The organism is Pseudomonas putida (genome assembly GCF_005080685.1).
Taxonomy (GTDB): Bacteria; Pseudomonadota; Gammaproteobacteria; order Pseudomonadales; family Pseudomonadaceae; genus Aquipseudomonas; species Aquipseudomonas putida_V.
On record NZ_CP039371.1, the window covers coordinates 4,355,799 to 4,378,640 of the forward strand.

Sequence of the window (22,842 nt, forward strand, 5' to 3'; positions counted from 1 at the left end):
TTACTAAATGCAGTTGCGATTGAAATCTGGTCTAGGGAATGATAGGGCCTGGATCTACCTGATCTCGGCACTCACGGCCTTCGCCCCCCTGTCAACTGACATGTATCTTGCTGCCTTCCCTTCAATCGCATCAGATCTGCAGACGGACCTGGCAGGCGTGCAATCAAGCCTCTCAATCTTTGTACTGGGGCTGGCCTTAGGACAGATTCTTTATGGCCCACTGAGCGATCGTTATGGCAGGAAGCCCCCACTGATCGTGGGGGCGGCAATCTTCGTGATCACATCACTAGGACTAATGCTGGCGACGAGTATCCAGTCATTCATTTTCCTGCGTTTGATTCAGGCAGTAGGCGGCTGTGCTGGGATGGTCTTGTGCCGCGCGATGATTGCTGATCGTTACAGCGGGCGAGAGGCGACAGATAAACTCGCCACCGTCATGCTGGTCGGCGCATTTGCGCCGATTGTCGGCCCGGTTGCAGGAAGTGCGCTAGTTAGCACCTGTGGATGGCGCTCAATCTTCCTTTTCCTGACGCTATTTGGATGCTGTTGTCTTTTCGCGGTTTACTGGCTGTTGCCTGAAACCCAACCGGCCAACCAACGAAAGCGAAGCAATGTGAAGCAAGAAATTGCGGCAATGGGAAATTTGTTGAAAAAGAAGTTTGTTATCCTTCCTCTGCTCAGTGGCGCCATGGCTTTTTCGGCCTTATTTTCATTCATTGCTGGGTCGCCAGCTGTGTTCATGTCGGTTTTTGGTATGAGCCGTGGTACCTACGGATGGGTATTCGCAGGCATTACCTTGGGCATGGTCATCTGCTCACAATGTCTTAGGGTGCTCTTGAAAAACGCTCAGCAGGAGACCGTATTTTTAACTTGCATGGCCTGTAATCTATGCCTTACCCTGATCTTGCTTACCTGGGGGGATGAATTGGGCGCATGGCCTTTTGTGTTGATTGCCACTGCTGCAATTTCTGCGCTACCCCTGGCATCGGCGAGCACAACAGCTATGACTATGGAAAGCGGCGGAGCAAGTAAAGGGAGTTTGTCAGCGCTACTCGGATTAACTCAATTCGGTTGCGCGAGCATTGCCAGTTGGCTAGTGGGAATTTTATATGAAGAAACCAGCCTTAGTATGACATTGGTCATGTTAGTAACGGCCTGTTTATCATTGATGGCATTTCTACCACTACTACCAAATACCAGAAGAATTTTCTGGCGTGAGTCCTGAGCTGCTATTTCACGACCACCGTTCGCCCCACGCGCTCCTGATGAGCGCGTGCCATGAAAGCCGCCTTAATTGCGCTCATGGCTTACCATCGCGTAAAGCCACATGCCAAGAAGCACGATTGCTACAAAGTCCATGGTGCTTATATCTCCTGGGGCTACAGTATGGGCTGGCAGTGGAATTCGTTTACCACGAGTGACAGCTTTAGGTCGAAAGCAGTAAGTTGCGAACGGCGATAATCGGCCCAAAGCGACCCCGCTTCAGTCAACTCCACTTCTCACCGTCGGTCGCAAATAGCGAACGACTGGTTATTCAGACCACTCTCCTATTCTGAGCGTCGTAGAAACGCATCCAAGCCATCGCAGCTTAGTGTCCTATCCCGTCGCTCGCTGTCCCGCCGGCCTCTCATACCAGCCTTGCTGAATGCTCGAGGGATATCGCGCGGTTAGAAAGATTCGCCTGATCACGCCGGGCATTTGCTCTGGCGTTACCCGAGCAGCCTTGAACCGAAAGTCGAGATGCTCTACTGCCTAAGGCCTCTGGCCAGGAGCGCACTATGAATTTCGAAGAACGCGACAAGTACGGTATGTACAAGGGACGGACCGATTTCACTGCCGAGGGAGACCGCGGCCCAGGGCCGCGGCTAATGGGGGCGGATACCCTTATCGGCAACGACGTGTATAACACGCAAGACGAAGATCTGGGTGATATCAAGGAAATCATGCTGGACACTGCCAGCGGCAAGGTTGCGTACGCTGTACTGTCGTTCGGCGGTTTCCTGGGCATGGGTGAAAAGCTGTTCGCGGTGCCATGGGGGGCTTTGCGCCTGGATACGGTGAACAAGCGCTTCATCCTTGATGCCGACAAGGACCGCCTGAAGAACGCCCCAGGCTTCGATAAGGACAACTGGCCAAATATGAGCGATCCGACCTGGGGCAGAGGTATCCACGACTACTACGGCACCACATGGGCAAACGATCCCCGGCTGTGATGTGGCAACCTGCTTGGCCGGGCTCCCGGCCAAGCCTATCCTGACCAACAGGACCGTGACAGGCTGCTTCGGGTCGTATGCGGACGGGTCGTGAGGGCTACTATGGATCGATAGCGGTCATTCGCGACGTCGCGCATCTCGAATAATTGTGGATCACTGGAGTGTTCTGCCGCCCTTGCCGAAGGCCTTCATCTGGTAGTCGGTTACAGCCTGGAAAAGTGACTCAGCAATCAAGCGCAATCTTTCCACTTCGATTTCAGGTCCACCTGTGCGCTGTGCGTCGTGGTAGCGGCGCATTGCTTCAACTGCCTCGATATACGCCGGGTGGTCGGGCGGCAAAATCTCGAGCAGTTTGGACATCAGTGGCAAGAACTGGCAAAGGTGCCCCACTAGTTCACGAGGTGCAGCACTATTGCCGATCTTGAACAGCATGTCGCGCTGACTGCGTGGCAGCTGTTTCGCGCAACGCGTGGCGGCCGTTCGAATGGCAGCATCCGTCCCATGAATTCGGTCAGCCAGTAGCACGATCAAAATGGCATCGCTCAACGTCATCAGGCTACCGTCCCCCAAATAATGTCGGACAGTCTACCTCCCGGGAAAAGGACTGGCCATTCCGGTCCCACAGGTAACCCGATGCGCCGGGCTTCGCATTTTCGCGTTCGCGAAAAGGCTCAAGGCGTTAAAGGGTAACGGCGGCAATAGTAAGGGGCACAAGGGTAAGAGGCCTATCCGAAAAGGCAAAAGGACCTTCTGAATGCAAAGCAGGTAATCCAATGAAGCGCTGGTGGTTCAAACATCAAAAAGGCAATGGCGCGGAGCCCACGCTCGCTTCAGCGCCCGAGGGATTTCTCCTCCCGCTCCCCGCTGAATCCTTGCTGTGTGCCGACCACCGGAGAAAGCTGCTGGAGCGCATCTGGCAGTACACGGCGCTCTCGGAACCTCAGTTCGATCGGCTCTACCTTGATCCAATCCGCCGTTACGCCGCCTATGTACAGCAACTCCCCGCCAGCGAAAGCCACCACCATGCCTACCCAGGCGGCATGCTGGACCACGGGCTGGAACTGGTGGCCTGCAGCCTGAAGCTGCGCCAGTCGTACTTGCTACCCAGCGGTGCCGCACCGGAAGATCAGGCCGCGCAGGCGGACGCCTGGAGCGCGGCGATTGCCTACAGCGCCCTGCTCCATGACATTGGCAAGATTGCCGTCGACCTGCGGGTGGAGTATCAGAATGATGAGGTGTGGCACCCCTGGCACGGTCCATTGACCCAGCCCTACCGCTTTCGCTACGTGGCCGGTCGTGACTACAAGCTACACGGCGCCGCCACGGGGCTGCTGTACACACAGATCTTGACGCCTCTCCAACTGGACTGGCTCAGCAACCATCCGGTCTTGTGGAGCCACCTGCTCTTCCTGCTGGCCAACCACTACGAGCACGCCGGCATCCTCGGAGAGCTGGTGCTGCAAGCGGACCGGGTATCCACCGCGCAGAACATCGGTGCAAACCCCACCAAGGCCCTGCAGGCACCTAAACACGCGCTGCAGCATCATCTGCTCACGGGCCTGCGCCACCTGGTAAAAAATGAGTTCAAGCTCAACCAGCCCGGTGCGGCCGGCTGGCTCACTCAGGACAATCTCTGGCTAGTCAGCAAGACCGCCACCGACAAACTGCGCGCCTACCTGCTCGCTCAGGCCGTGGATGGCATCCCCTCCTCCAACATCGCCTTGTTCGATGAGCTGCAATCACATGGATTAGTGGATGCGACACCGGAGGGCAAAGCGGTATGGAGCGCGACCGTCGCAGACGATAACTGGCAGCATCGCTTTACCTTTCTTCGTCTGCACCCAAGCCTTATCTGGGCCGATGAACCTCGGCCAGAATGCTTTAGTGGCACGGTTGAACCGATGATTGACCATCCCCTACCAACCAGTGAACCCAGCGAGTCGAGCACTGATGGACCGCAGATTGCCGCGGATGAAAAGCGGCCGACCACAGCGCACTTGGATGAGGATTTCCACTACCTCGACGATTTGATGGATATGTTGGAAGAGCCGGGTCAGCTTGAAACTGAATCAAGTACTGGAAACTTGCAGTCCACAACTGTGCCCCCCCAGGATGCCATAGGGCTGGCCTTCCTAGAGTGGCTGCGCGACGGTGTCCGCAGTCATCGATTGGTGATTAACGACAGCAACGCGAAGGTCCACACCGTGGAGGGTTACTTTTTCCTTGTCACGCCGGGCATTTTCCAACGCTACGCCGCGGAACATCCAGTGCAAGCGGAAAGGGACGGCAAGATCGCACCTTGGCGATACATTCAACGTCACTTTGAAAGGCTGGGTATTCATCAGAAACGAGCAAATGGACAGAACATATGGACCTGCGCGGTAAGAGGCGCTCGCAAAAAAAGCGTCCTGAATGGCTACCTGATTCTCGAAGCAGCAAGCATTGCCGACGTCACTCCACCTGCAAATCCATTCCTATCACTGCAGACATGTGAGCTGATACGCAACCCTGCGATGTAAGCTGGTTGCGCTCGTATTCACCCTAATCGCGATCACGCACGCCATTGACCTTCCGATGCCCATGATCGCTCTGCTCTTTGCATGGGTGCGTTAGCCTTTGGTGCTCCCGCCGTTCAAGCTGGCATGATCGAAGCGCTGAGAGGTGAACTCCTAACGCAGTGGATTTCGTATCGGCCTAAACCGTCTCAGCCTTCAATCTTGCCAGCTCTTTGGGGTGAGTGTCAGGAAGCGGCCCCCACATGCCAGCACTACGTTGACTCTGTTGGCCCAACTTGATCGAATGCGACAAACCGATAGCAGAGACTTTGTGGTTGATCAGCCGATCTGAATGGACTATTTCTCGATGAAGACCGGCTGATGCAGAGCCGAAGTAGGCCTCAGGAGAACGAGCGGTGCGGATCGATGACGAATTTTTTCGGCACACCCGCATCGAACTCACTGTATCCGCGCGGCGCATCCTCCAGGCTGATCACCTGCACACCCACCACGTCGGCGATATTGATCCGGTCCCACATGATGGCTTGCATCAACTGCCGGTTGTACTTCATCACTGGCGTTTGCCCTGTGTGGAAGCTATGTGATTTCGCCCAGCCCAATCCGAAGCGGACGCTCAACGAGCCAATTTTTGCCGCTGCGTCCACGGCGCCAGGGTCTTCCGTAACGTAGAGTCCAGGAATACCAATTTTGCCCGCGACCCGAGTTACCTGCATGAGGGAGTTGAGCACCGTTGCCGGGGCCTCATGCTTGGCGCCCTCGTGCCCATGGCCGCGCGCCTCGAAACCAACGGCATCGATTGCACAGTCGACTTCCGGCTCGCCGAGTAGGTTGGCGATCTGCTCATGCAAAGGAGTGTCCAAGGTGAGGTCGGCAATTTCAAAACCTTGAGCCTTGGCATGCGCCAGTCGGGCAGGATTTAGATCGCCTACGATTACTACCGCAGCTCCCAGTAGGCGCGCCGAAGCGGCAGCTGCCAACCCGACAGGGCCCGCGCCAGCAACATAGACGGTGCTTCCAGGACCTACACCGGCGGTCACGGCGCCGTGATAGCCTGTGGGAAGGATGTCCGACAGGCAGGTAAGATCACGAATCTTTTCCATGGCTCGGTCGCGATCAGGCAATTTCAGCAGGTTGAAATCGGCGTAAGGCACCAGCACATATTCGGCCTGCCCTCCCGTCCAATCACCCATGTCAACGTATCCGTAGGCGCCACCGGCGCGGGCCGGGTTGACGGTGAGGCACACGCCGGTGTGCTGCTCTTTGCACGAGCGGCAGCGGCCACAAGCAACGTTGAACGGGACTGAGACCAGATCACCGATCTGCAGATGTTCGACATCCGTGCCCTTTTCGATCACTTGACCGGTAATCTCATGACCGAGCACAAGGCCAACTTGGGCGGTGGTGCGCCCCCGTACCATGTGCTGATCAGAACCGCATATATTGGTCGACACGACTTTCAAAATTACGCCATGTTCTATTTTACGACCCCGCGGATCCTGCATTTTTGGGTAGTCAATATTCTGAACTTCCACGTGGCCAGCGCCGACATAAACGACACCTCGATTGAACGCGCTCATCTGCATCTCCGCTGTTATTATATAACGACTCAACTGCTAAAGCTTTACAGCCCTAGAACAGTTACACGTGACCCCTTCACTGACAAGCCGCCCGTCCCGGCATACCCTAGCGAATAAATTCGATCGCGCACCAGGCAGGACAAAGGCTTGCCATGCTTTTGAACACCATTATCCATATAAATAAAAGCGAAACAGGTATCAGCTTTACCTTCAAGTTGTCGCCGACAGGATTGGTTCACATGGCAGTACGACGGTCAAAACAGGACCAAGGTATTGAGGCCAAGTACCAGAGCGGACCCGCTGTCCGAACCCCCGGGATGGACGATCCATTGCACGTTCGGCCTGAAGTTCACACCTGGCACAGGTGACCAGTTGTAGAACGCTTCGCTCTCATACTCATACCCATCGAAGACACGCACCGTCTGATCCGGGTTCGCCCGGTTCCAATCGCGCTGATAGGCGGCATACCGGGGGTTTCCGTGGGTAGCACCCACAGCCAATCCTATGAAATCTGCAGGCCGATCAAACACCCCTTTGTACTGCAACATGAATGTGGCTTGGTGGTCGAGATAGGAGGTAGCCTTGTCTGCCGCTGCGAGGTTGAACGTAGCGTTCCAGCCTTTACTGGCGTTTCCCGTCAATTGCTGCATGGCGGTGAAGTAGACGCCATAGCGTCCGGACCGCTCCAAAGCCTTACCGCCTTCACTTCCCAGCGAGTCCCGCTCCTCATTGAGGTAGCGGTCGCCGCCTCCGGCGGTGTTGTACCATGCACCCAGCATGTATTTGCTGGGTTGGCCAAACAGCCGAGATGTCTGGCCGTATTCCACGGGTACCAGAGCGCCTACGGTCCCGGAGGGGAAATTGGGCTTCCAGGCATTGGAGCGCGCCCACGCGCTGTCAAGGTAAGTTTCGTTCAATTGATAGACGCCGGCTTTGACGTAAGCGCTATCCGAAGTGTGCCAGGTGACCACCCCAGCCCATTGACTGGCAGGCCAGTTGATCCAGTAATCGCCTACCAGGTTGCCCTGAGGTCCTCCGCAGAACGTGATGTTCTGGAAATCGCACGGTTGGGTATCGAAGTCCTGCTCTACGGTCAGCCGGCCCACACGCAGTTCCAAGCGGTCGTCCAGCATTTTCTGTTTAAGGGCAAACATGGTTAACCACCAGGTCTGCCCACGCCCCCAAATGGCTTGCAGCTGATCATAGGCACCGATATTGGCGTCGATGTTCAGATTGCGACCACTGCGCTCGGTCATGATGGCCTGAAACGTGGCACCGTCCCAATTGAAGATTTTCTCGAAATCGAAAGTGCCTATCAGGCTGAACTGGTCAGTGTAGCGGGTCAACTCGCGATCGCCGCCCGTAAAGTTGTGCGCTGTTTGGCTCTGATAATTACCTTCAACTAAGTAGCCTTGATCAACCCAATTATCCCTGATGCCATCCCAGTTTCCAGTCAACGTATGGGAAAACCCTTCGGCATTGGCAGAACCATTGACCGCTAACAAAGAGACAGCAGCACACGCGCCAGCAATTAAGCACTTCATATGACACCTTGAGTTATTTTAGAGCGCAAGCGATACCTGCGCCCCAATTCTTGTTATTGGAGAAACTCGTTGTTCGCATATGTACAAGCAGTATTAAAACACCTGAAAGCCTGCTGCGGCCTTCAGGTTACATGCCTCAGTTTCAAACGGCTCCGCCGGAGTTACCTGAGAAGGCCGCATCGAAGCGAGCATGCGGCAAGTTCCATAGCAAAGAGCGCACGAAACCCACGGCTTCCTTGGCTCCGTGCATTCGATCCATGCCAGCGTCCTCCCACTCGATAGAGATTGGCCCGTTGTAGCCCACTGCTCGCAATGCACGGAAGGCATCTTCCCAAGGCACATCGCCGTGGCCCGTCGAGACGAAGTCCCAACCTCTGCGTGGATCGCCCCATGGCAAGTGCGATCCTAATACGCCTGCACGCCCGTTCTGCGGTCGCAACCGGGTATCCTTGCAATCGACGTGGTAGATACGCTCTGCAAAATCAGTGATGAAGCCCACAGGGTCGATGTGCTGCCACATCATGTGGGACGGGTCCCAATTGAAGCCAAATGCCTTGCGATGCCCCAGCGCCTCCAGAGCGCGCTGGCTGGACCAGTAGTCGTAAGCAATCTCGCTCGGGTGGACTTCGTGTGCGAAACGAACTCCGCAGTCATCGAACACATCCATAATGGGGTTCCAGCGACGTGCGAAGTCCTCGAAACCTTGCTCGATTACCGTTTCATCTACTGGAGGAAACATTGCCACGTAAGGCCAAATCGACGAGCCGGTGAAACCGACCACCGTGTCCACCCCGAGCTTGCGCGCGACCTTAGCAGTCAGTTTCATCTCCTCTGCTGCGCGCTGGCGTACCCCTTCTGCCACGCCATCGCCCCATGTACGGGAGCGTACGATCGACTTGTGGCGGAAATCGATCGGATCGTCGCACACCGCCTGGCCCGCCAGATGATTGGATATCGCACGCAGGCACAGGCCGTGGCGGTCCAGGATTGCTTTACGCTCCGCCAAGTAGTCTGCATCCTCCGCAGCTCGCCATACATCCAGATGTTCACCAGAGCAAGCTAGCTCGAGCCCATCGTAACCCCACTCAGCGGCAAGCCGGGCCACTTCCTCCAATGGCAGATCTACCCACTGCCCGGTAAATAACGTGACCTCTGGGGTAGTTACACTCATGACCCTGACTCCTCATTCGTGGCTGCAACGTCGACCCAGTTTCCCGTGCGAGCGGACTCGACCACGGCGGCGACAATCTGCGCCGAGCGCAGCCCGTCGGCAAAGGTCGGCAAGCCAGCCACTGTTTCCCCCATAATGGCTTTGTACGTATCGTCAACGAAGTGCTCGAAACAATGCCCATAACCCTGGGCATGTCCCGCTGGCAGCGTCGAAAGCCTGCGCGCATCGGGTGCACCGACTCCAGGGTCGCGGTAAAGCACTTCGCTCGAGCGGACCCCGCCGAGCCATGCAGTCTCAGGCTGCTCCTGGTCGAAAACAGCGCTGCGATGCTGCCCATCGAACTCGAACCAAAGCCGGTTTTTGCGTCCTGCAGACACCTGAGAGACATTTACCGAGCCCAGAACTCCCGACAGGGTGCGGAACATCACGCAGGCAGCATCCTCAGTGTCGACGTCCTGCAGTCGCCCACTTCCCTGCCCTGCGAAACTGCCCGCCCCACCGCTTGGTCGCTGAGCAACGGTAATCGTCATCGCAGCGCTGACACTGGCGATACGCTCTCCGGTGACAAATTCCATCAAGTCGCACCAATGCGAACCAATGTCAGCGAACGCGCGCGAGGCCCCACCGGCTTTCGCATCCACACGCCAATTCGACGTCAGCGGTGAAATCATCCAATCTTGCAAATAACTACCGTGCAGCAGCTGCCAAGGGCCGAATTCACCCGCTTCGGCGCGGGCCTTTAGCTCGCGAACCAGCGGATGAAAACGATAGACGAAGGGCACAGTGGCAATGCGAGCGGCGTCTTGCGCCTGGGCATACAACCGCGCGGCGCCCCTCACATCGATGGCCAGCGGTTTCTCGCAAATCACATGAGCGCCAGCAGCCATCGCAGCTTCGGCATGCTCCACATGCAAGCCGTTTGGACTGCACACGTGCACTACATCTGGCTTCATCGCCCGCAGGTCATCCAGCGATGTCAACGCCTGGGTCGCCCAGGCTCGGGCGATGCCCTGCGACCGCTCCAGGCTAGACGCCATGACCCCGACGAGTTGCGCACCGGCCAGCAACGCAGCCCGCCGATGGATGTCAGCAATCATGCCGGCACCTAGTATCACGACCTTCAATCCAGACATGGTCATTGTTCTCCCGCAGGTGGCAGTTGCACGAACTCGATGTAGGCGGGATCCGGTATGTTCACCTCGGCCAGTAACACCAGCCCGCCACTGGTGGGGCTGACTGCATAGGAACGCACCTGGTGGGCCGGACGATCAGCGACGAGCATGAACTCACCGCATGGCGCGAACGCGAAACTGCGCGCAGCCACACCTGGATGAAGCGAGCCAGCCAGTCGCACGGCCCCGGCACGGCGTAATGCACCATCGTTTTGCACTTCGAACCAAGCCAGGCAATCCTCGCCGCGGTTGTTGACGTATACGAATCGCCCATTGGGATGCACCCGAATTTCAGCAGGCTCGTTGAGAGCCGAGAAACCCTCGGCTACGGTCGTGCACCGCGCTATCATCGTGAGCTGGCCACTGTCGCCATCAAAAGCCAATGTCACCACTTCGGACGACAGCTCCAAAGTCATGTACGCCCGGCTCGAGGATGAAAACGCCAAGTGTCTAGGCGCCGTTTGCGGACCGAACTGACACACCGACACCAACGCTGGCCGTGGTTCTGCCGTGTACACATACACTCGATCCGTGCCTTTGTCGCAGACCAGCAGATAGCGGCCACTCGGATCGATTACGGCGCTATGTGCATGAGGGCTGGCTTGCGCATGGCCGTCGTTCTGGGCAGAGCCGTTGGGGTCGGTTCCATGCCCTGCAAGGACCAGGATGTCCTCGATGCACGCCAACCGGCCGTCTGTATCCAGGCCATACACGACCACCGTCGAATCATCGTATTCGTAGCGTGTCGTCCAACTGCCGTCGGGTTTACGCACTACTTTCTCGACATGCTGGAAGTCGCCGTGATTGGCAGTGAAGAGCAAACGTCGTTTGGCACAGTAACTCAAGAAGGTTGGCCGTGGGCCGGGGCTGTCAGCCAGTTCACTGCGCTCAGCGCGCCATCCACGGGGTGCACGCGCATAGCATGAACCGCCGCTGGTGGCGCCACCGGCCCTCTACCATCGGTTTTACGCTCATCGACGGCATACAGCGTGCGTGTATCCGCAGCGTACACTAGGTACCCCGCCTCCACCGGCGAGGGAGTGCGACCGACGACAAGCAGTTCTGTGCCGTGGTCGCACAGACGCAGCTGATAAATGCCGCCGCCATTAGCTCCGGGATGCGCCCCGTAGGTGCCGACATACGCGGTCAATGCTCCGCCGGATGCATTGTAAGTACTCATAGGCCCAGCAACCTGCGCAACATCTCATGATGGCGGCGCACCTGCTCTACCTCATCCATCATTTCGGCGCGCGTGCGATCCTGGAAATATCGCTGCCCCTCGTACTCCGAATTGATGTAACCGTCGTAACCACCGGCTTGCAGGGCCTGCAGAGGGGAAACGTAGTCCATGGCAGCGTCTTCGTACGTACCCGGCGCCCCCGGCACCTCGGACATATAATTGAACTTGCCATGAATGCTCACCACATGAGGAGCCATCTGACGCAGCAGGTCTGGATTGGTACGCGAGAGCATCAACGCCTCGACGACAACGGTGTAGTCCAAATCGCTGGGCTCAGTAACGCACTCTTGGGTGATGGCCTTGATCCCGGAAAACGCTGCACGAAACTCGGGTTCACATTCTCCGCTGTGCAAGAAGCGCTTGAACCCCGAACGCAGGTTGCCGGCCGTGTGGAAGGACATGTCGATAGCGGCGAACGGCGCCTGACCAGCCGTCAACTGTTGAGCCAGTTCTACCGAAGCAGCACAGGCTCGAGGGCTTGCGCCCCGGCGTTGAAATTGGTCGAGTATCACCTGGGGCGGACGCGTCTGGAAGATCCCGAAGTCAGGCACGATACCCAGGTGACGAGTACCGCTGCGCGCCACAAATTCCAGGATCTCAGTGACCTGCTCACCTTCCAGTGGCATTGGTTGGTGGATTTCCTTACCCAGTCTGATGTCAAGCTGCTCGGCCAGCGGCAGCGCACGAACCATCACATCTAAGGGACAGGTGGAAAGCACCCGCACATTTTGAAAGCCCAAACGCTTGGCCAGGCGCAAGTCATGTCGCAAGCGCTCGGCGCACTCCTCATGGTCCATGACGTGGTCACGGAACTGCAGCACGTCGAACGACACATCCATCGTCACCGGAACAGTGCGGTAGCGGTCCATCCAGCCGAACCAACGCTCGACGAAATCAGCCCCGGGATCAGGATAACGCAGCGACATCTCGTCAACGATTTCGATGCCGTTAGCACCAGGGAGGTTTTCTCCCACTTCGCGAATCTGAGCCTCAAGGTCAAGCTCTTTGAAAAATTGCGACTGCTGATAGCTGTACAGCGACACGCCTAGTTTCATCGCCATCAGTGTGTCTCCTGCTCGTTCATTTGCAGCATGTAGGTAACGATATACGGCGTTTTATCGGAGCCAGCACCGGTCCCAGGCTTAGGCGGGTCAGTCACCCATTGTTCATCCGTTGGCAGGTAGCCGTAGGCGGCAAGAACCGATTGCTGAAAGCGCAATCTATGGAAGCCAGGCGCCAGCCCACCGGGTACTTGGATGTGCAGGATCGCTTCGTCGTCATAATCCCAGTGCTCATGCACGGCGTTACGCGTTTCGTCAAAACTGCGTGGCGGGCGTCCATTGATCTCGAAGGACTGCACGCTCACCGGATATTCAACTCCATCGACCTCGATGTAGTAGCCATTGTGCAAAGACAAATAGACTCCCCGGTAGTTGGCATGCCGGACAGCGATCGAGAAGCCTACCACCTGCCCATCCTGACGACGGTTTTTAAGGCTATCCGCCCTGACCAAGTAGTTATCGAACATTCGTTTCTCCCGAAAAGTCATCGCAAGGCTCACGCCTCGGAGACCTCTTTATCGTTGAACAGAAAGATCCAGATCAGCATGTTCACTACGACCACTCCAATCGGTACGGCCCACAGCGCGATCCAGGCGTGCCCACCCGATGCAGCATCAGGCGCTACGAAATGACCGTAGACAGCGCCGGAAATAACAGAGCCGATCGCAGCACCGACGCCGGAGAACACGAGGATGACCCAGCTTTGCGCTTGGGCCGCGAGTTCCTGCGGGGCTAGCCGATCGATGTACATCGCGGCAATGACCACACAGAAGTCATTGCAGATGCCGTGCAGCGCCACGCCAATCACGGCCAACTGGTTTCCGTGCTCCGGTGCCAGGCAGAAGAGCAGAAAACGCACCGCCCACATGCCGATCCCTACCAACAACGTCCACTTCATGCCGATTTTGGAAAGGACGAATGGGATAGTGGCAATGAAGACCACCTCGGAAAGCTGCCCAAGCCCAAGTGTGCCGGCCACATTGGTGATGCCTAGGGCCGATAGGTAGGCGGCACTGAAAGCGTTGTAAATCCCCAGAGAGACTGCTGTGAGAAGCGAACAGAAAAGAAGGACCGTGAAGTTGCGGTTGCGAAACAGAACGAATGCTTTCACCCCGACCAGCTCCCCGAGGGTGAAGCGACTCTGGCGAACCGGCGGAGGCGTGGCAGGCAGCAGCAGTGCATACAGGCCGAGCACCGCACTAGCGGCAGCCGCGACAGTGAAGATCGAGGTCGATGCGGACAGGCCAGCCCAGCCAATGCCCAGGCCCGCCAGCACCCAGCCCAGTGGGGCAAATACCCGGATGTAAGCGAAGCTCATGCGGCTCTCGCCCAGATGGCGAAGCGAGATGGAGTTGACTAGACCGAGGGTCGGCATGAACAGCAGCATGTAGCAAAAGATCAGCGTAAGGAACACGCCCACTCTGCCGCTCTCCAGAGTCGCTGGCAGCATGAACAATGCTACGGCGCCCAAGAGATGCGCCAGCGCTAATACCCATTGTGCTTCCATGAAGCGATCTGCCAATGCCCCGAGAAACAAAGGCGAAACCATGGCAGCGATCGCGCATAGCAAGTAGGTGGGGCCAATATAGCTGGCCAGTCCCTGGTTCTGCAGTACCAAACCTAGCGTGGCAAACCATGCGCCGAATATCACGAACTCGAGCAGCATCATGCTACTGAGCTGGATGAATACCGTGCGTTGGCCACACTTGATTTCTCGGGGCGCGCCTGCAAGCAGGTGCGCCTGTAACCGTTTGATAGTCATAAGCCCAACTCACATTGTTATTGTTGTAGATAGGGTTAACGCTGCTTTGCGGATTACAACTGGCCGCGTTGGCGCTGTATGGCAATGTATTCGCAGGCACGAACTGTCAGTGCCATCAACGTCAAGGTCGTGCCCGCACATCCACCCGTTACGAAGCTGCTCGCATCGGTCACGAACAAGTTGGGAACCTCCCAACATTGGTTGTAGGCATTGAGCACGGAGCTGCCGGGATCGCTACCCATCCGCGCCCCGCCGCTTTCATGGATCGCAGCACCCATGACCATGGACTTACGGAAGTTCGTGCGAAAGAGGAATCGGCTCAGCGGATCAGCATCGGGAAACGCACCGCCAGCACCTTCTTTCAAGCCCAATACCGAGCCATTGAACTCCATCTTCAAGCCAGCATTGCTGGCCATCTCTTCGATACTCGCGACCTGTCGACCCAGCATGGCTTTTTCGTTGCGACGCATGCTGCAAGTGATGTGGGCGATCGGCATGCCCCAGCGATCCTTGCGCGACGGGTTCAAGGTGATGGTGTTGTCGGCGTACGGCAGCATCTCTCCGAAGCCCATGATGCCGAATTTCGCATCACGGTCCTGAGGCGTATACAGCCTGCCAATGGTGCCCTGATACGCATAACCGCGCAGGAAATCACCAGCGGTCTGTTGATCGAGATTCTCGAAGCGGGGTATGTAGATCCCACCTGAGACACCGTAGAAAGGGTCAGCTGGTACGGTATCGTCGAGTTCCGAACCTTTGTGACCAGGGACAGACCCCATGATGATGCTGGGTACTTGGTCCATGAAATAGCGCCCTAGTACGCCGCTGCCATTGCCAATGCCATCCGGGTGCTTGCCGCCGCGAGAGTTGAGCAGCAGGCGCACGGTCTCAATGGCTGATGCGCAAAGGACGACGATGTTCGCCTGCACCTTGTGCTGCTCACGGGTGTGGCGGTCGATAAAGCTGACCCCCGTGGCCTTGCCGGAGTCGGGGCAGGTCAACACCTGCTCCACCACAGCATCGGTGCGCACCGTCAATCGTCCGGTCGCTTGTGCAGCCAGGATGGGCTGGGGCACCCTTTTGATATTTGGCGGCATGTAGCGCCATGCAATAGGTTGACGGTCAGGCCAGTTTTGCATGGTCTTGCGCTTGAATTCACTCTCGGCGCTAGACAATTTCGAGGGGCCAACAAAGTTGCCGTTGGGCACGTTTCGGACGTTATCGGGGCAGCCTCGGATCCCGAGGAAGTCTTCCACTTTGTCGTAATAAGGGGCCAGCTCATGGTAACTGATGGGCCAGTCCTCACCATGACCGTCGCGACTGGCCGCCTTGAAATCATAATCAGACCAGCGCAGCAGCATGCGCCCATAGGTATGCAATCGCCCACCCAGCTGCTTGCCACGTATCCACAGAAAAGGATGTTCGGCGGGCGTGCTGTATGGGTGTTCACGATCGTTGACGAACAGGTGGCTAAGCTGCTTGGCGTACATTGCCACCTTGGATTGAATCGGCTGACCTGAAAGGGCAGCCTTAGCCCTGGCCCAGAGCTGAATGCCCTTTTCACGAGGCCCCGAGAAGTCGGTACGGAAATCCTCAGCCGTGATACTGCGCCCAGCCTCCAGCAGTAGGACATCGAAGCCCCTTTCTGTCAGCTCTTTTACAGCGAAACCACCGGCAGCTCCTGAACCAACCACAACGACATCATAGCTAGCTTTGTTCATCTTTATCCCAATTCTTGTCGTGATACGGATTTAGCCTCGCACAGCGAGCCACTAATGAACCATATACGTTTCTTATAGGGATTTTGTACCATTCAATATGGTTTGGTTCAATATGCGTTTGCCGTTTTTTTCACTTCGATCTGAACAAGCAGCCTGACCCGAAACCGAACATGACGCTAGAAGCCCCATATTTATTGGCTTCCTCAGTTTAGCTGGAGATAATTCGATGCCATTGAAGGATCGAGATTTGGACAAACGGACCTATTGAACAATTAACTATTGTTCAATCAGTTCAGCTGCGCTGGAATCCTCGCCCCGGCGTAGCGGGGCACTCCCATCCACTCTGGCAGTTCACTGATACCCCGCCCCAGAAACGTCAGCGCCGACGCTGCGCAGCCCAAGGTGACCGCGTCGTGAATCTGCGCAACTTCAAGTTGAGTTGAGGAAGATATGTTCATTAGGTTTTGCACCTCGGGGGAGCTGCGCATGCTGTCGAGCACCAATGCACCTGCCAGGCTCAACTCCCCCCGAGCGCAATCATGCTCGGGGCGATGACGCGCGCTGTATGGGCGACCGCACGACCAAGGCTCAGGCCAGCCTCGAAAAGCACCCGCCTACAGGCCGCGTCGTCGGCCCGAGCTCCCTCGATGACGGCAGCTAGCGATAACTGCGGGCTCTCTGAGGTGCTCAGCGCTGCGAGAATGGCCCGTTCCGAAACCAGCGAATGCAAACAGCCTCGCCCCCCGCAGAAACAGACGGGACCTGATTCATCTAGCGCCATGTGACCTACCTCTCCCGCGACTCCGGTGCCACCCCGATAGACCTTGCCATTGATTACCAGCCCTCCCCCCACGCCTTGAGCGCAAAGAAGATAGAAAAAATCTTCGCAGCCGCGACCGCACCCCCACATCCATTCACCGTAGGCCGCTTGGTTGGCATCGTTATCGACGATTACTGCACGACCGAGCAACGCCTCCAATTCCTCGGCCACCGCGATATCTCGCCACCCAGGAAGCCGGCTCGCAGCCCAACCGACGATGGCACCACTGGCACGATCGATTGATGCCTGGATCGCCACCGATATGCAGGCAAGCTCCGCTGCCGCGATTCCCGACATCTCGCACAGTGCGCGCAACAGATCTACGACGCCATTCGGCGAGCTGGGACTCTCCGCCCCTTCTCCTTGTTCCAGACAGTGGTCGAACCGAGCCTGCTGATTGAAGTCGAACAGCGTACCTTTGATTCTATGTGCCTGGATTTCCACCGTGGCAATGGCATCCACTCCCACTCCCAACGTAACCCACGCCTCCTTGCGGTTTTTTTGGCGCAGGCTGACCACACTCTCCTTCAGGAGCCGCTTCACTACATTATTCACCGTGCCTTTCGACAGGCCTGTCATACGTACCAACTCGGCCTGCGACAGCGGCCCATGGGAACGCAGTAATGCGATGACCTCGTCGACACTGCTGGAACGTACGTTAGAAACAGACGGCGATGTATCGCTGGGCATGGGAGCGGGACCGAAGCTGAAGTGATGATTATTAGTGCATGGCGAACCGTGCGAAGCGGGGAAGCCACGGGTATGCCGTTGGCATAGTCGAACAAAATTATTGTTCAATCCTGATCGGGAGTCCACCGAACCGGCAAGCCCGGACCACCTCCCGGCAGACACTCAGCTTGCCACGCCCGGCCTTTGCTTGGCTTTTGAAATGATCTTGGAGGGGCAGCGGCAGCCTAGATAGCCGCCGCTGATTAGAAGAGGGTGGCCGATCAATGGCCGAGGGAAACTGCTACTCGGGCAGAGGCGATTCTGGGACCTGCAAGCAGTGCACATGCGGCGAGAATGGCGGGAATCCCCAGCACCGCGAACACAACATTCATAGGCATGCCAAGGCTGAGCAGCGCGCCTCCCATCATGGACCCGGCGATGCCACCGAACCTGCCGATGCCCAGCATCCAGCTGACGCCAGTGGCGCGGAAAGCGGTTGGATATAGCCCCGGCGCATAGGCATTCAGCCCCGTTTGCGCGCCGTTGATGCAGAACCCAGCGAGTAGAACCAACACCCCTAACAGCGAGCTTTCCACCGCCAGTAGGCCAATCGCAAACACGCAGACGGCCCCGCCGATGTATGCGCTGGCAATAACCTTGCGCGGACTTGCGCGGTCCATCGTGTAGCCCACCAATAAGATGCCCGCCAGACCACCAAGCTGGAACAACGCGGTGATCACTGCGGCGCGCTCGATTGGCAAGCCTGCATCCTTGATCAGGGTCGGCAACCAGCCGGTCAACAAGTAGATGACCAACAGCCCCATGAAGTAGGTGCACCACAGGCTGATGGTGATGCGCCGATAGGGGCCAGTAAACAATCCTGCAACACGGCCCTTCGGAGCATCGCCCCCACTTCCCTGCAGAGTGAATATGCACGCGGCGTCAAAAAGCCCTCCCAACGCTCCAAGGGCTTTTGCAATCCTGTCCGTCGGATAGCCCTTGCTGACCATGAACTCGACCGACTCCGGAAGGCCGCGCCAAATGAACGGCAACAACACCAGTGGCAGCACACCGCCCAGGATTAGCAGCGACGTCCAGCCCCAATGCGGCAGCATCCACGCGGATACGAAACCGCCCATGGCCGAACCCAAGCCGAACCCCATGAACATTAGAGTGACCAGTGATCCGCGCATTTTTGCTGGGATGAACTCGGACAGCAGCGTCGTGCAGTTGGGCATCGCGGCACCTAGTCCGAGCCCGGTCAAGAATCGAAGGATGGCGAGTTGCACAGGTGTCTGGGCAAAACCACTCAGCAGGCTGAACACACCGAAGGTCAATACCGACGCCAGCAATACCTTGCGCCGCCCAATCTTGTCGGACCATGGGCCCGATACCAATGCGCCCACAGCAAGGCCGACCATAGCCGCCGCCATGATAGGGCCGAACGCGGTCTTGCTGATCCCCCATTCCTGAAGAATGGCAGGTGCAATGAAGCCCATGATCGCCGCATCGAACCCATCGAGCGTGACGATACAGAAACAAAGGAAAAGGATACCCCACTGATAGCGGGTCATCGGCCGCGAGTCGATCCACTCGCGAATATCCACGGTAGGCGTTGTCATAGTACAGATCTCATCTTGTAGTTATCGATCATGCTTTCAAAAACGCAGGGTTGGACGCAGGCTGACGAAGTGCAGGCTCTTGCCGCCGCCTTCGGTCAGGGCGCTGCCGGCATCGAGATACTCCCAGTCGAAATCCACTGTCAGGTTGCGCGTGGCTAGCCAGCGGACGGTCGTCTTGTAAATGGTGCCGACGTGCTTGCTGTCGGTCTGGGTAGTGCCTGGTGCAAGCCCCATACCGGTGAAGTAGACGCCATCCTCGGCTTGCTGCTTCCACAGCCCATAAATCGCAGGCTCGATACGCAGCGCCGGCGTCGGTGAAAACGCCACTTGCGGGCCTACCACAATAAGGTTCGACAACGTCGTTACACCGGCCTCGCCGTAGTAGCCATTTTTTCCATACAGCGGGTCGAAGGTTTCCACATGATTGTCCGCACGCTTCTTGTCACCGCTGGCGATGTCCGTGCGTAGGCCAATACGAGGCTGGCCCGGCATGTCAAAGGTATAACCGCTAGTACCTGCGACCGCCCAGGCGCGCAAGTTAGCGTCATCCAGATGGCCAAATTGTCCAGCGATATCCCATGTCCAATCGAAGCCCTGAGCTTTGCCGAAAATACGCGTGCCAGCGGTATAGCGCACTTCATCCCCGGTCAAGCCGGCGAGGCTGCGGTTGTTGGTTTCCAGATCCAGCGCGTAGACATCCAGATTCCACGGCTTGCTGAAGTTGAATGTGCTGTACAACCCGGCGAAAACGATATCGTCGCTGGACTCGTCGTCAAACGACTTCAGCCCATATGCCACTGGGCGCAGAGCGAAAGCGTCGATCTTGTAGCCCCCCGGCGTCTTGAGCATCAACTTCACGCCGTCGAGGTTGAACCGCAGGTTTGGCGCGTCGCGGTCGCTGATCAGCACCTGATTGCCGTACACCAGCTCCTGCCGTCCGACCCGCGTCGTCAATTTGTAGCCTGCCGGCATTTGCAGATTCCAGTCGACGAAAAATTGCTGTAGCTCGGTATCGCTCTGATCGTTAGGCGAGAAGAAAGCTTTGCGCCAGGAGCGGGTGTCCTGCAGCTGGGTGAAGATGCGGAACTGATCATCGAGCAAGTGCAAATCAGCATGGAGTTGCAATCGTTGCTGCAAATAGCTGTTCGAGTCCCGGCCACGGAGTCCAAAAAATGGCTGCTGGTGACTGTCGGCACGGTAGCGAGCCTCACCACCGAAGGTAACCCAATTGCTTTCGCCAAATGGAATGTAACGCAGCGCATCGAGCGGGTCGGTACGCTTGCTGGGATCCTTCAGAAAGCTATAGTCCTCCGCCCAACGTGCGATACCGGGACGCAGCGGTCGGGCACTCTGCACATCAGGAGGGGCCAACACGTCATCGGCATAGATTGGAAGGCTGAGCCAGGCGCAGGCGCCTGCCGCGAAAGCACGCACGATCATGGTCGTATTCATCGAAATCCCATCATTGTTTTTATTGTGGGGTGGCGCTAAGTGGCCGGCGAACCGGCCCGTCGTTACAGGTCCAGAATCAGGCGTGGTGATTTGGCCCTGGAGCAACACGGAGTGAACTGGTCATTGAGCGCACGTTGCGCATCGGTCAAGAAGCTGTCCCTGTGCTCAGGAATACCGTCGAGCACACGCGTGATGCAGGTCCCGCAAACCCCTTGCTCACAGGAGACAGGGACATCAATTCCCGCGTCATAGAGCACGTCGATTATGGTCTGGTCAGCCTCTACACGCATGACCTCGCCTGAACTCGCAATCTCGATTTCAAAAGCTTCACCGGGTGCGTTCGCTTGCTCACCAGCACTGAAATATTCGCGATGCAACTTCGCCTCGACCCAACCTTGGGCGCGCGCGGTACTCAGGACGAACTCCATGTATCCGCCCGGGCCGCACACGTAGAGATGGGTGTCTTCGGCGGGATTGGCCAGCACCTTCGTCGCGTCCAGCGGAGCCTGATCGTCGAAACACAGGTGCACGCGGTCAGCAAACGGGCTGTCTTTCATGCGCTTGACGAAGGCTGCACGGTCCTCACTGCGCACCGAGTAGTAAAGGTCGAAGGATGCGCCAGCGTGACTCAGGCGCTCGGCCATGCACAAAATCGGAGTAATGCCGATGCCCCCCGCAAAGAGCAACGAATGGCCTGCACTGTTATCCAGTTCGAACAGGTTGCGTGGCGTGCTGATCGTCAGGCGCTGCCCTTCACTCACAACGTCGTGCATCTGCTCGGAGCCGCCACGCGAGGCTGGCTCACGCAGCACGGCAATCTGATACCGGTGATTCTCTGACGCGCTGTTGCACAGCGAATATTGGCGGGTCAGGCCGCTTGCCAAGTGCACATCGATATGCGCACCAGCGCTGAATGCCGGCAATGGCGAGCCATCCTCGCGAGCCAGTTCGAAGCTGTAGATCCCCACAGCCTCGAGCTGCTTTTTAGCCACAATGACTTCAATCATGTCGTCCTCCTGGCCTCAAGCCGGCTGCACAGGAATGCCGTTTTCCAACTGCGACAGGCGCAGCAGCGTACGGCGACACATGATGCCAGGGCGATCGGGTGCGAAACTGAGCTCTTCTACCGTCCCCGGCTCTTTGTCCAATAGTTCCTGAATCCACGTCAGCGCTTCGACGTCCTCGAGGTAGGCAGCACGATGGCTGTCCAGAACGTACTGATCGATCTCGGCATCTTCGTGGTGGAAGTTACGACTGTTGAACCACCAATAATGCAGAGTGTTCTGGCTCTCAGGCGTGAACGCATGAGTGATATTCACCAGATACTCCAGCGCCTCGCCTTCACGTGGCTCTAGATTGACGATCTTGGCGTGAGCGATGTGAATCGCTGGTGATTCGAAGCGAGCATCCGAAAACCTGTCCACCGGGCGCCCTTCCAACTTCATCGGCACTGCGTATACCGGCGGCGGAGGAGAATTCTTCAGGGCTCGAAGAATGATGACGCGATCGCCCTCCTGACGGACATCCAGGTCAGAACGCACATAGGCTGGGGTACCAATGCCAGTCTTGGCGTGCAGGATCGAGAAGTGAGTCTGATCCAGGAGGTTCTCGTGCATCGCCACATAGTTGCTATGGAACTGGAACTCGCCGCCCAAGGTTTTCCACTCAGGGTGGGCCAGCCATTGAGTATCAGGGACCAGCTCAGGATTAGCCTTGTCACGATCCCCCATCCATACCCAAATGAATGGTGCACGCTCGATGACTGGGTAACTGGCTACACAGGCATGGGTCGGCGGGTTAGGCAAGGCAGGCATGCCCACACACTGCCCGCTCGGGGCGTAAACCATCCCGTGGTAACCGCAGACAACATCATCGCCTTGCAGACGCCCCTTGCTCAGCGGGAACGAACGATGGGCGCAGCGGTTATTAAGGATGACCGGTGCTCCGGCCTCGGTGCGGTACATTACCACCGAGGTGTCGAGCAGACGGCGCTCAAGCAGACTACGGCTTACTTCGCTGCTCAAAGCAGCAACATACCAGCAGTTCTTGATCAATGGAGTTCGATGGTCTGCCATCGCTTGGCCACGTGGACGGGCCGGCCGAGGGTTGGTTTGCAGCATGGGCTAATCTCCCGTTTCTTGTTATTTCGAGCCAGCCGAAGAAGGCTCGTGATCTGTAGGGAGTACGTTATCGGGCAGCAGCCCAGCTGTCGTGGCGGTTGAAGTTATAGCGCCTTCGGTTCTTCTTATCTCGAACGGCGGCCTCAAGCACGGGGCAATGCTGAAGTCGCAGCAGCAAGGCA

19 protein-coding genes and 1 pseudogene are annotated in these 22,842 nt (G+C 57.3%); 3 read left to right on the forward strand and 17 right to left on the reverse strand.

The window, feature by feature from the left end; genetic code table 11:
- Positions 1-7: 7 nt before the first annotated feature.
- The gene (locus tag E6B08_RS20120; protein WP_136915638.1) at positions 8-1,225 is read left to right on the forward strand and encodes a multidrug effflux MFS transporter; all 1,218 of its coding nucleotides are present in this window, start codon (positions 8-10) and stop codon (positions 1,223-1,225) included.
- 553 nt (positions 1,226-1,778) lie between these two features.
- Positions 1,779-2,213 (forward strand): PRC-barrel domain-containing protein, encoded by a 435-nt coding sequence (locus E6B08_RS20125; RefSeq protein WP_136915639.1) that lies wholly within the window; start codon positions 1,779-1,781, stop codon positions 2,211-2,213.
- Between the two features lie 153 nt (positions 2,214-2,366).
- Here the strand turns inward: E6B08_RS20125 and E6B08_RS20130 are convergent, their stop codons facing one another.
- A complete protein-coding gene (locus tag E6B08_RS20130) occupies positions 2,367-2,573 on the reverse strand; it encodes a hypothetical protein (RefSeq protein WP_136917457.1) in 207 nt (68 codons plus the stop codon).
- A gap of 3 nt (positions 2,574-2,576) precedes the next feature.
- A pseudogene (locus E6B08_RS30880) lies at positions 2,577-2,765 on the reverse strand (hypothetical protein); the annotation flags it as partial.
- 221 nt (positions 2,766-2,986) lie between these two features.
- On the opposite strand from E6B08_RS30880, the gene mobH reads away from it, so the two are divergent.
- Entirely contained in the window at positions 2,987-4,732 is a 1,746-nt protein-coding gene (mobH, locus tag E6B08_RS20135; protein ID WP_136915640.1) for a MobH family relaxase, read from the forward strand.
- A gap of 377 nt (positions 4,733-5,109) precedes the next feature.
- On the opposite strand, the gene fdhA is transcribed toward mobH, so the two are convergent.
- The 15 genes from fdhA to E6B08_RS20205 all read right to left on the reverse strand — a co-directional run bounded on the left by fdhA (position 5,110) and on the right by E6B08_RS20205 (position 22,660).
- The gene (gene fdhA, locus E6B08_RS20140) at positions 5,110-6,306 is read right to left on the reverse strand and encodes a formaldehyde dehydrogenase, glutathione-independent (protein WP_136915641.1); all 1,197 of its coding nucleotides are present in this window, start codon (positions 6,304-6,306) and stop codon (positions 5,110-5,112) included.
- Positions 6,307-6,560: 254 nt separating this feature from the next.
- Positions 6,561-7,850, reverse strand: coding sequence for a carbohydrate porin (locus tag E6B08_RS20145; RefSeq protein WP_136915642.1), 1,290 nt, complete (start codon positions 7,848-7,850; stop codon positions 6,561-6,563).
- Positions 7,851-7,992: 142 nt separating this feature from the next.
- On the reverse strand, positions 7,993-9,021 hold the full coding sequence (locus E6B08_RS20150; protein ID WP_136915643.1) for a sugar phosphate isomerase/epimerase family protein: 1,029 nt from the start codon (positions 9,019-9,021) through the stop codon (positions 7,993-7,995).
- Complete coding sequence (locus tag E6B08_RS20155; RefSeq protein WP_136915644.1) at positions 9,018-10,154, reverse strand: Gfo/Idh/MocA family protein; 1,137 nt, start codon at positions 10,152-10,154, stop codon at positions 9,018-9,020. Before E6B08_RS20155 ends, E6B08_RS20150 begins: the two co-directional genes overlap by 4 nt.
- Before the next feature lie 2 nt (positions 10,155-10,156).
- Positions 10,157-11,071 (reverse strand): lactonase family protein, encoded by a 915-nt coding sequence (locus E6B08_RS20160; RefSeq protein ID WP_416194409.1) that lies wholly within the window; start codon positions 11,069-11,071, stop codon positions 10,157-10,159.
- Positions 11,035-11,373: a beta-propeller fold lactonase family protein gene (locus E6B08_RS31545; RefSeq protein ID WP_202877481.1), complete on the reverse strand. Its 339-nt coding sequence runs from the start codon at positions 11,371-11,373 to the stop codon at positions 11,035-11,037. The genes E6B08_RS20160 and E6B08_RS31545 overlap by 37 nt, the downstream gene beginning before the upstream one ends.
- Entirely contained in the window at positions 11,370-12,494 is a 1,125-nt protein-coding gene (locus tag E6B08_RS20165) for a sugar phosphate isomerase/epimerase family protein (protein ID WP_202877482.1), read from the reverse strand. The genes E6B08_RS31545 and E6B08_RS20165 overlap by 4 nt, the downstream gene beginning before the upstream one ends.
- Entirely contained in the window at positions 12,494-12,961 is a 468-nt protein-coding gene (locus tag E6B08_RS20170) for a C-glycoside deglycosidase beta subunit domain-containing protein (RefSeq protein ID WP_136915645.1), read from the reverse strand. Before E6B08_RS20170 ends, E6B08_RS20165 begins: the two co-directional genes overlap by 1 nt.
- 29 nt (positions 12,962-12,990) lie before the next feature.
- Positions 12,991-14,256: an MFS transporter gene (locus E6B08_RS20175; RefSeq protein ID WP_136915646.1), complete on the reverse strand. Its 1,266-nt coding sequence runs from the start codon at positions 14,254-14,256 to the stop codon at positions 12,991-12,993.
- A gap of 53 nt (positions 14,257-14,309) precedes the next feature.
- Complete coding sequence (locus tag E6B08_RS20180; protein WP_136915647.1) at positions 14,310-15,977, reverse strand: GMC oxidoreductase; 1,668 nt, start codon at positions 15,975-15,977, stop codon at positions 14,310-14,312.
- Between the two features lie 517 nt (positions 15,978-16,494).
- Positions 16,495-17,487: an ROK family transcriptional regulator gene (locus tag E6B08_RS20185; protein ID WP_136915648.1), complete on the reverse strand. Its 993-nt coding sequence runs from the start codon at positions 17,485-17,487 to the stop codon at positions 16,495-16,497.
- 260 nt (positions 17,488-17,747) lie between these two features.
- Positions 17,748-19,088, reverse strand: a complete 1,341-nt coding sequence (locus E6B08_RS20190) for an MFS transporter (protein WP_136915649.1) — start codon at positions 19,086-19,088, stop codon at positions 17,748-17,750.
- Between the two features lie 36 nt (positions 19,089-19,124).
- The gene (locus E6B08_RS20195) at positions 19,125-20,540 is read right to left on the reverse strand and encodes an alginate export family protein (RefSeq protein WP_136915650.1); all 1,416 of its coding nucleotides are present in this window, start codon (positions 20,538-20,540) and stop codon (positions 19,125-19,127) included.
- A 62-nt stretch (positions 20,541-20,602) separates the two neighbouring features.
- Positions 20,603-21,547, reverse strand: a complete 945-nt coding sequence (locus E6B08_RS20200) for a PDR/VanB family oxidoreductase (RefSeq protein ID WP_136915651.1) — start codon at positions 21,545-21,547, stop codon at positions 20,603-20,605.
- Positions 21,548-21,562: 15 nt separating this feature from the next.
- Positions 21,563-22,660, reverse strand: a complete 1,098-nt coding sequence (locus E6B08_RS20205) for an aromatic ring-hydroxylating dioxygenase subunit alpha (protein WP_136915652.1) — start codon at positions 22,658-22,660, stop codon at positions 21,563-21,565.
- Between the last annotated feature and the right edge of the window lie 182 nt (positions 22,661-22,842).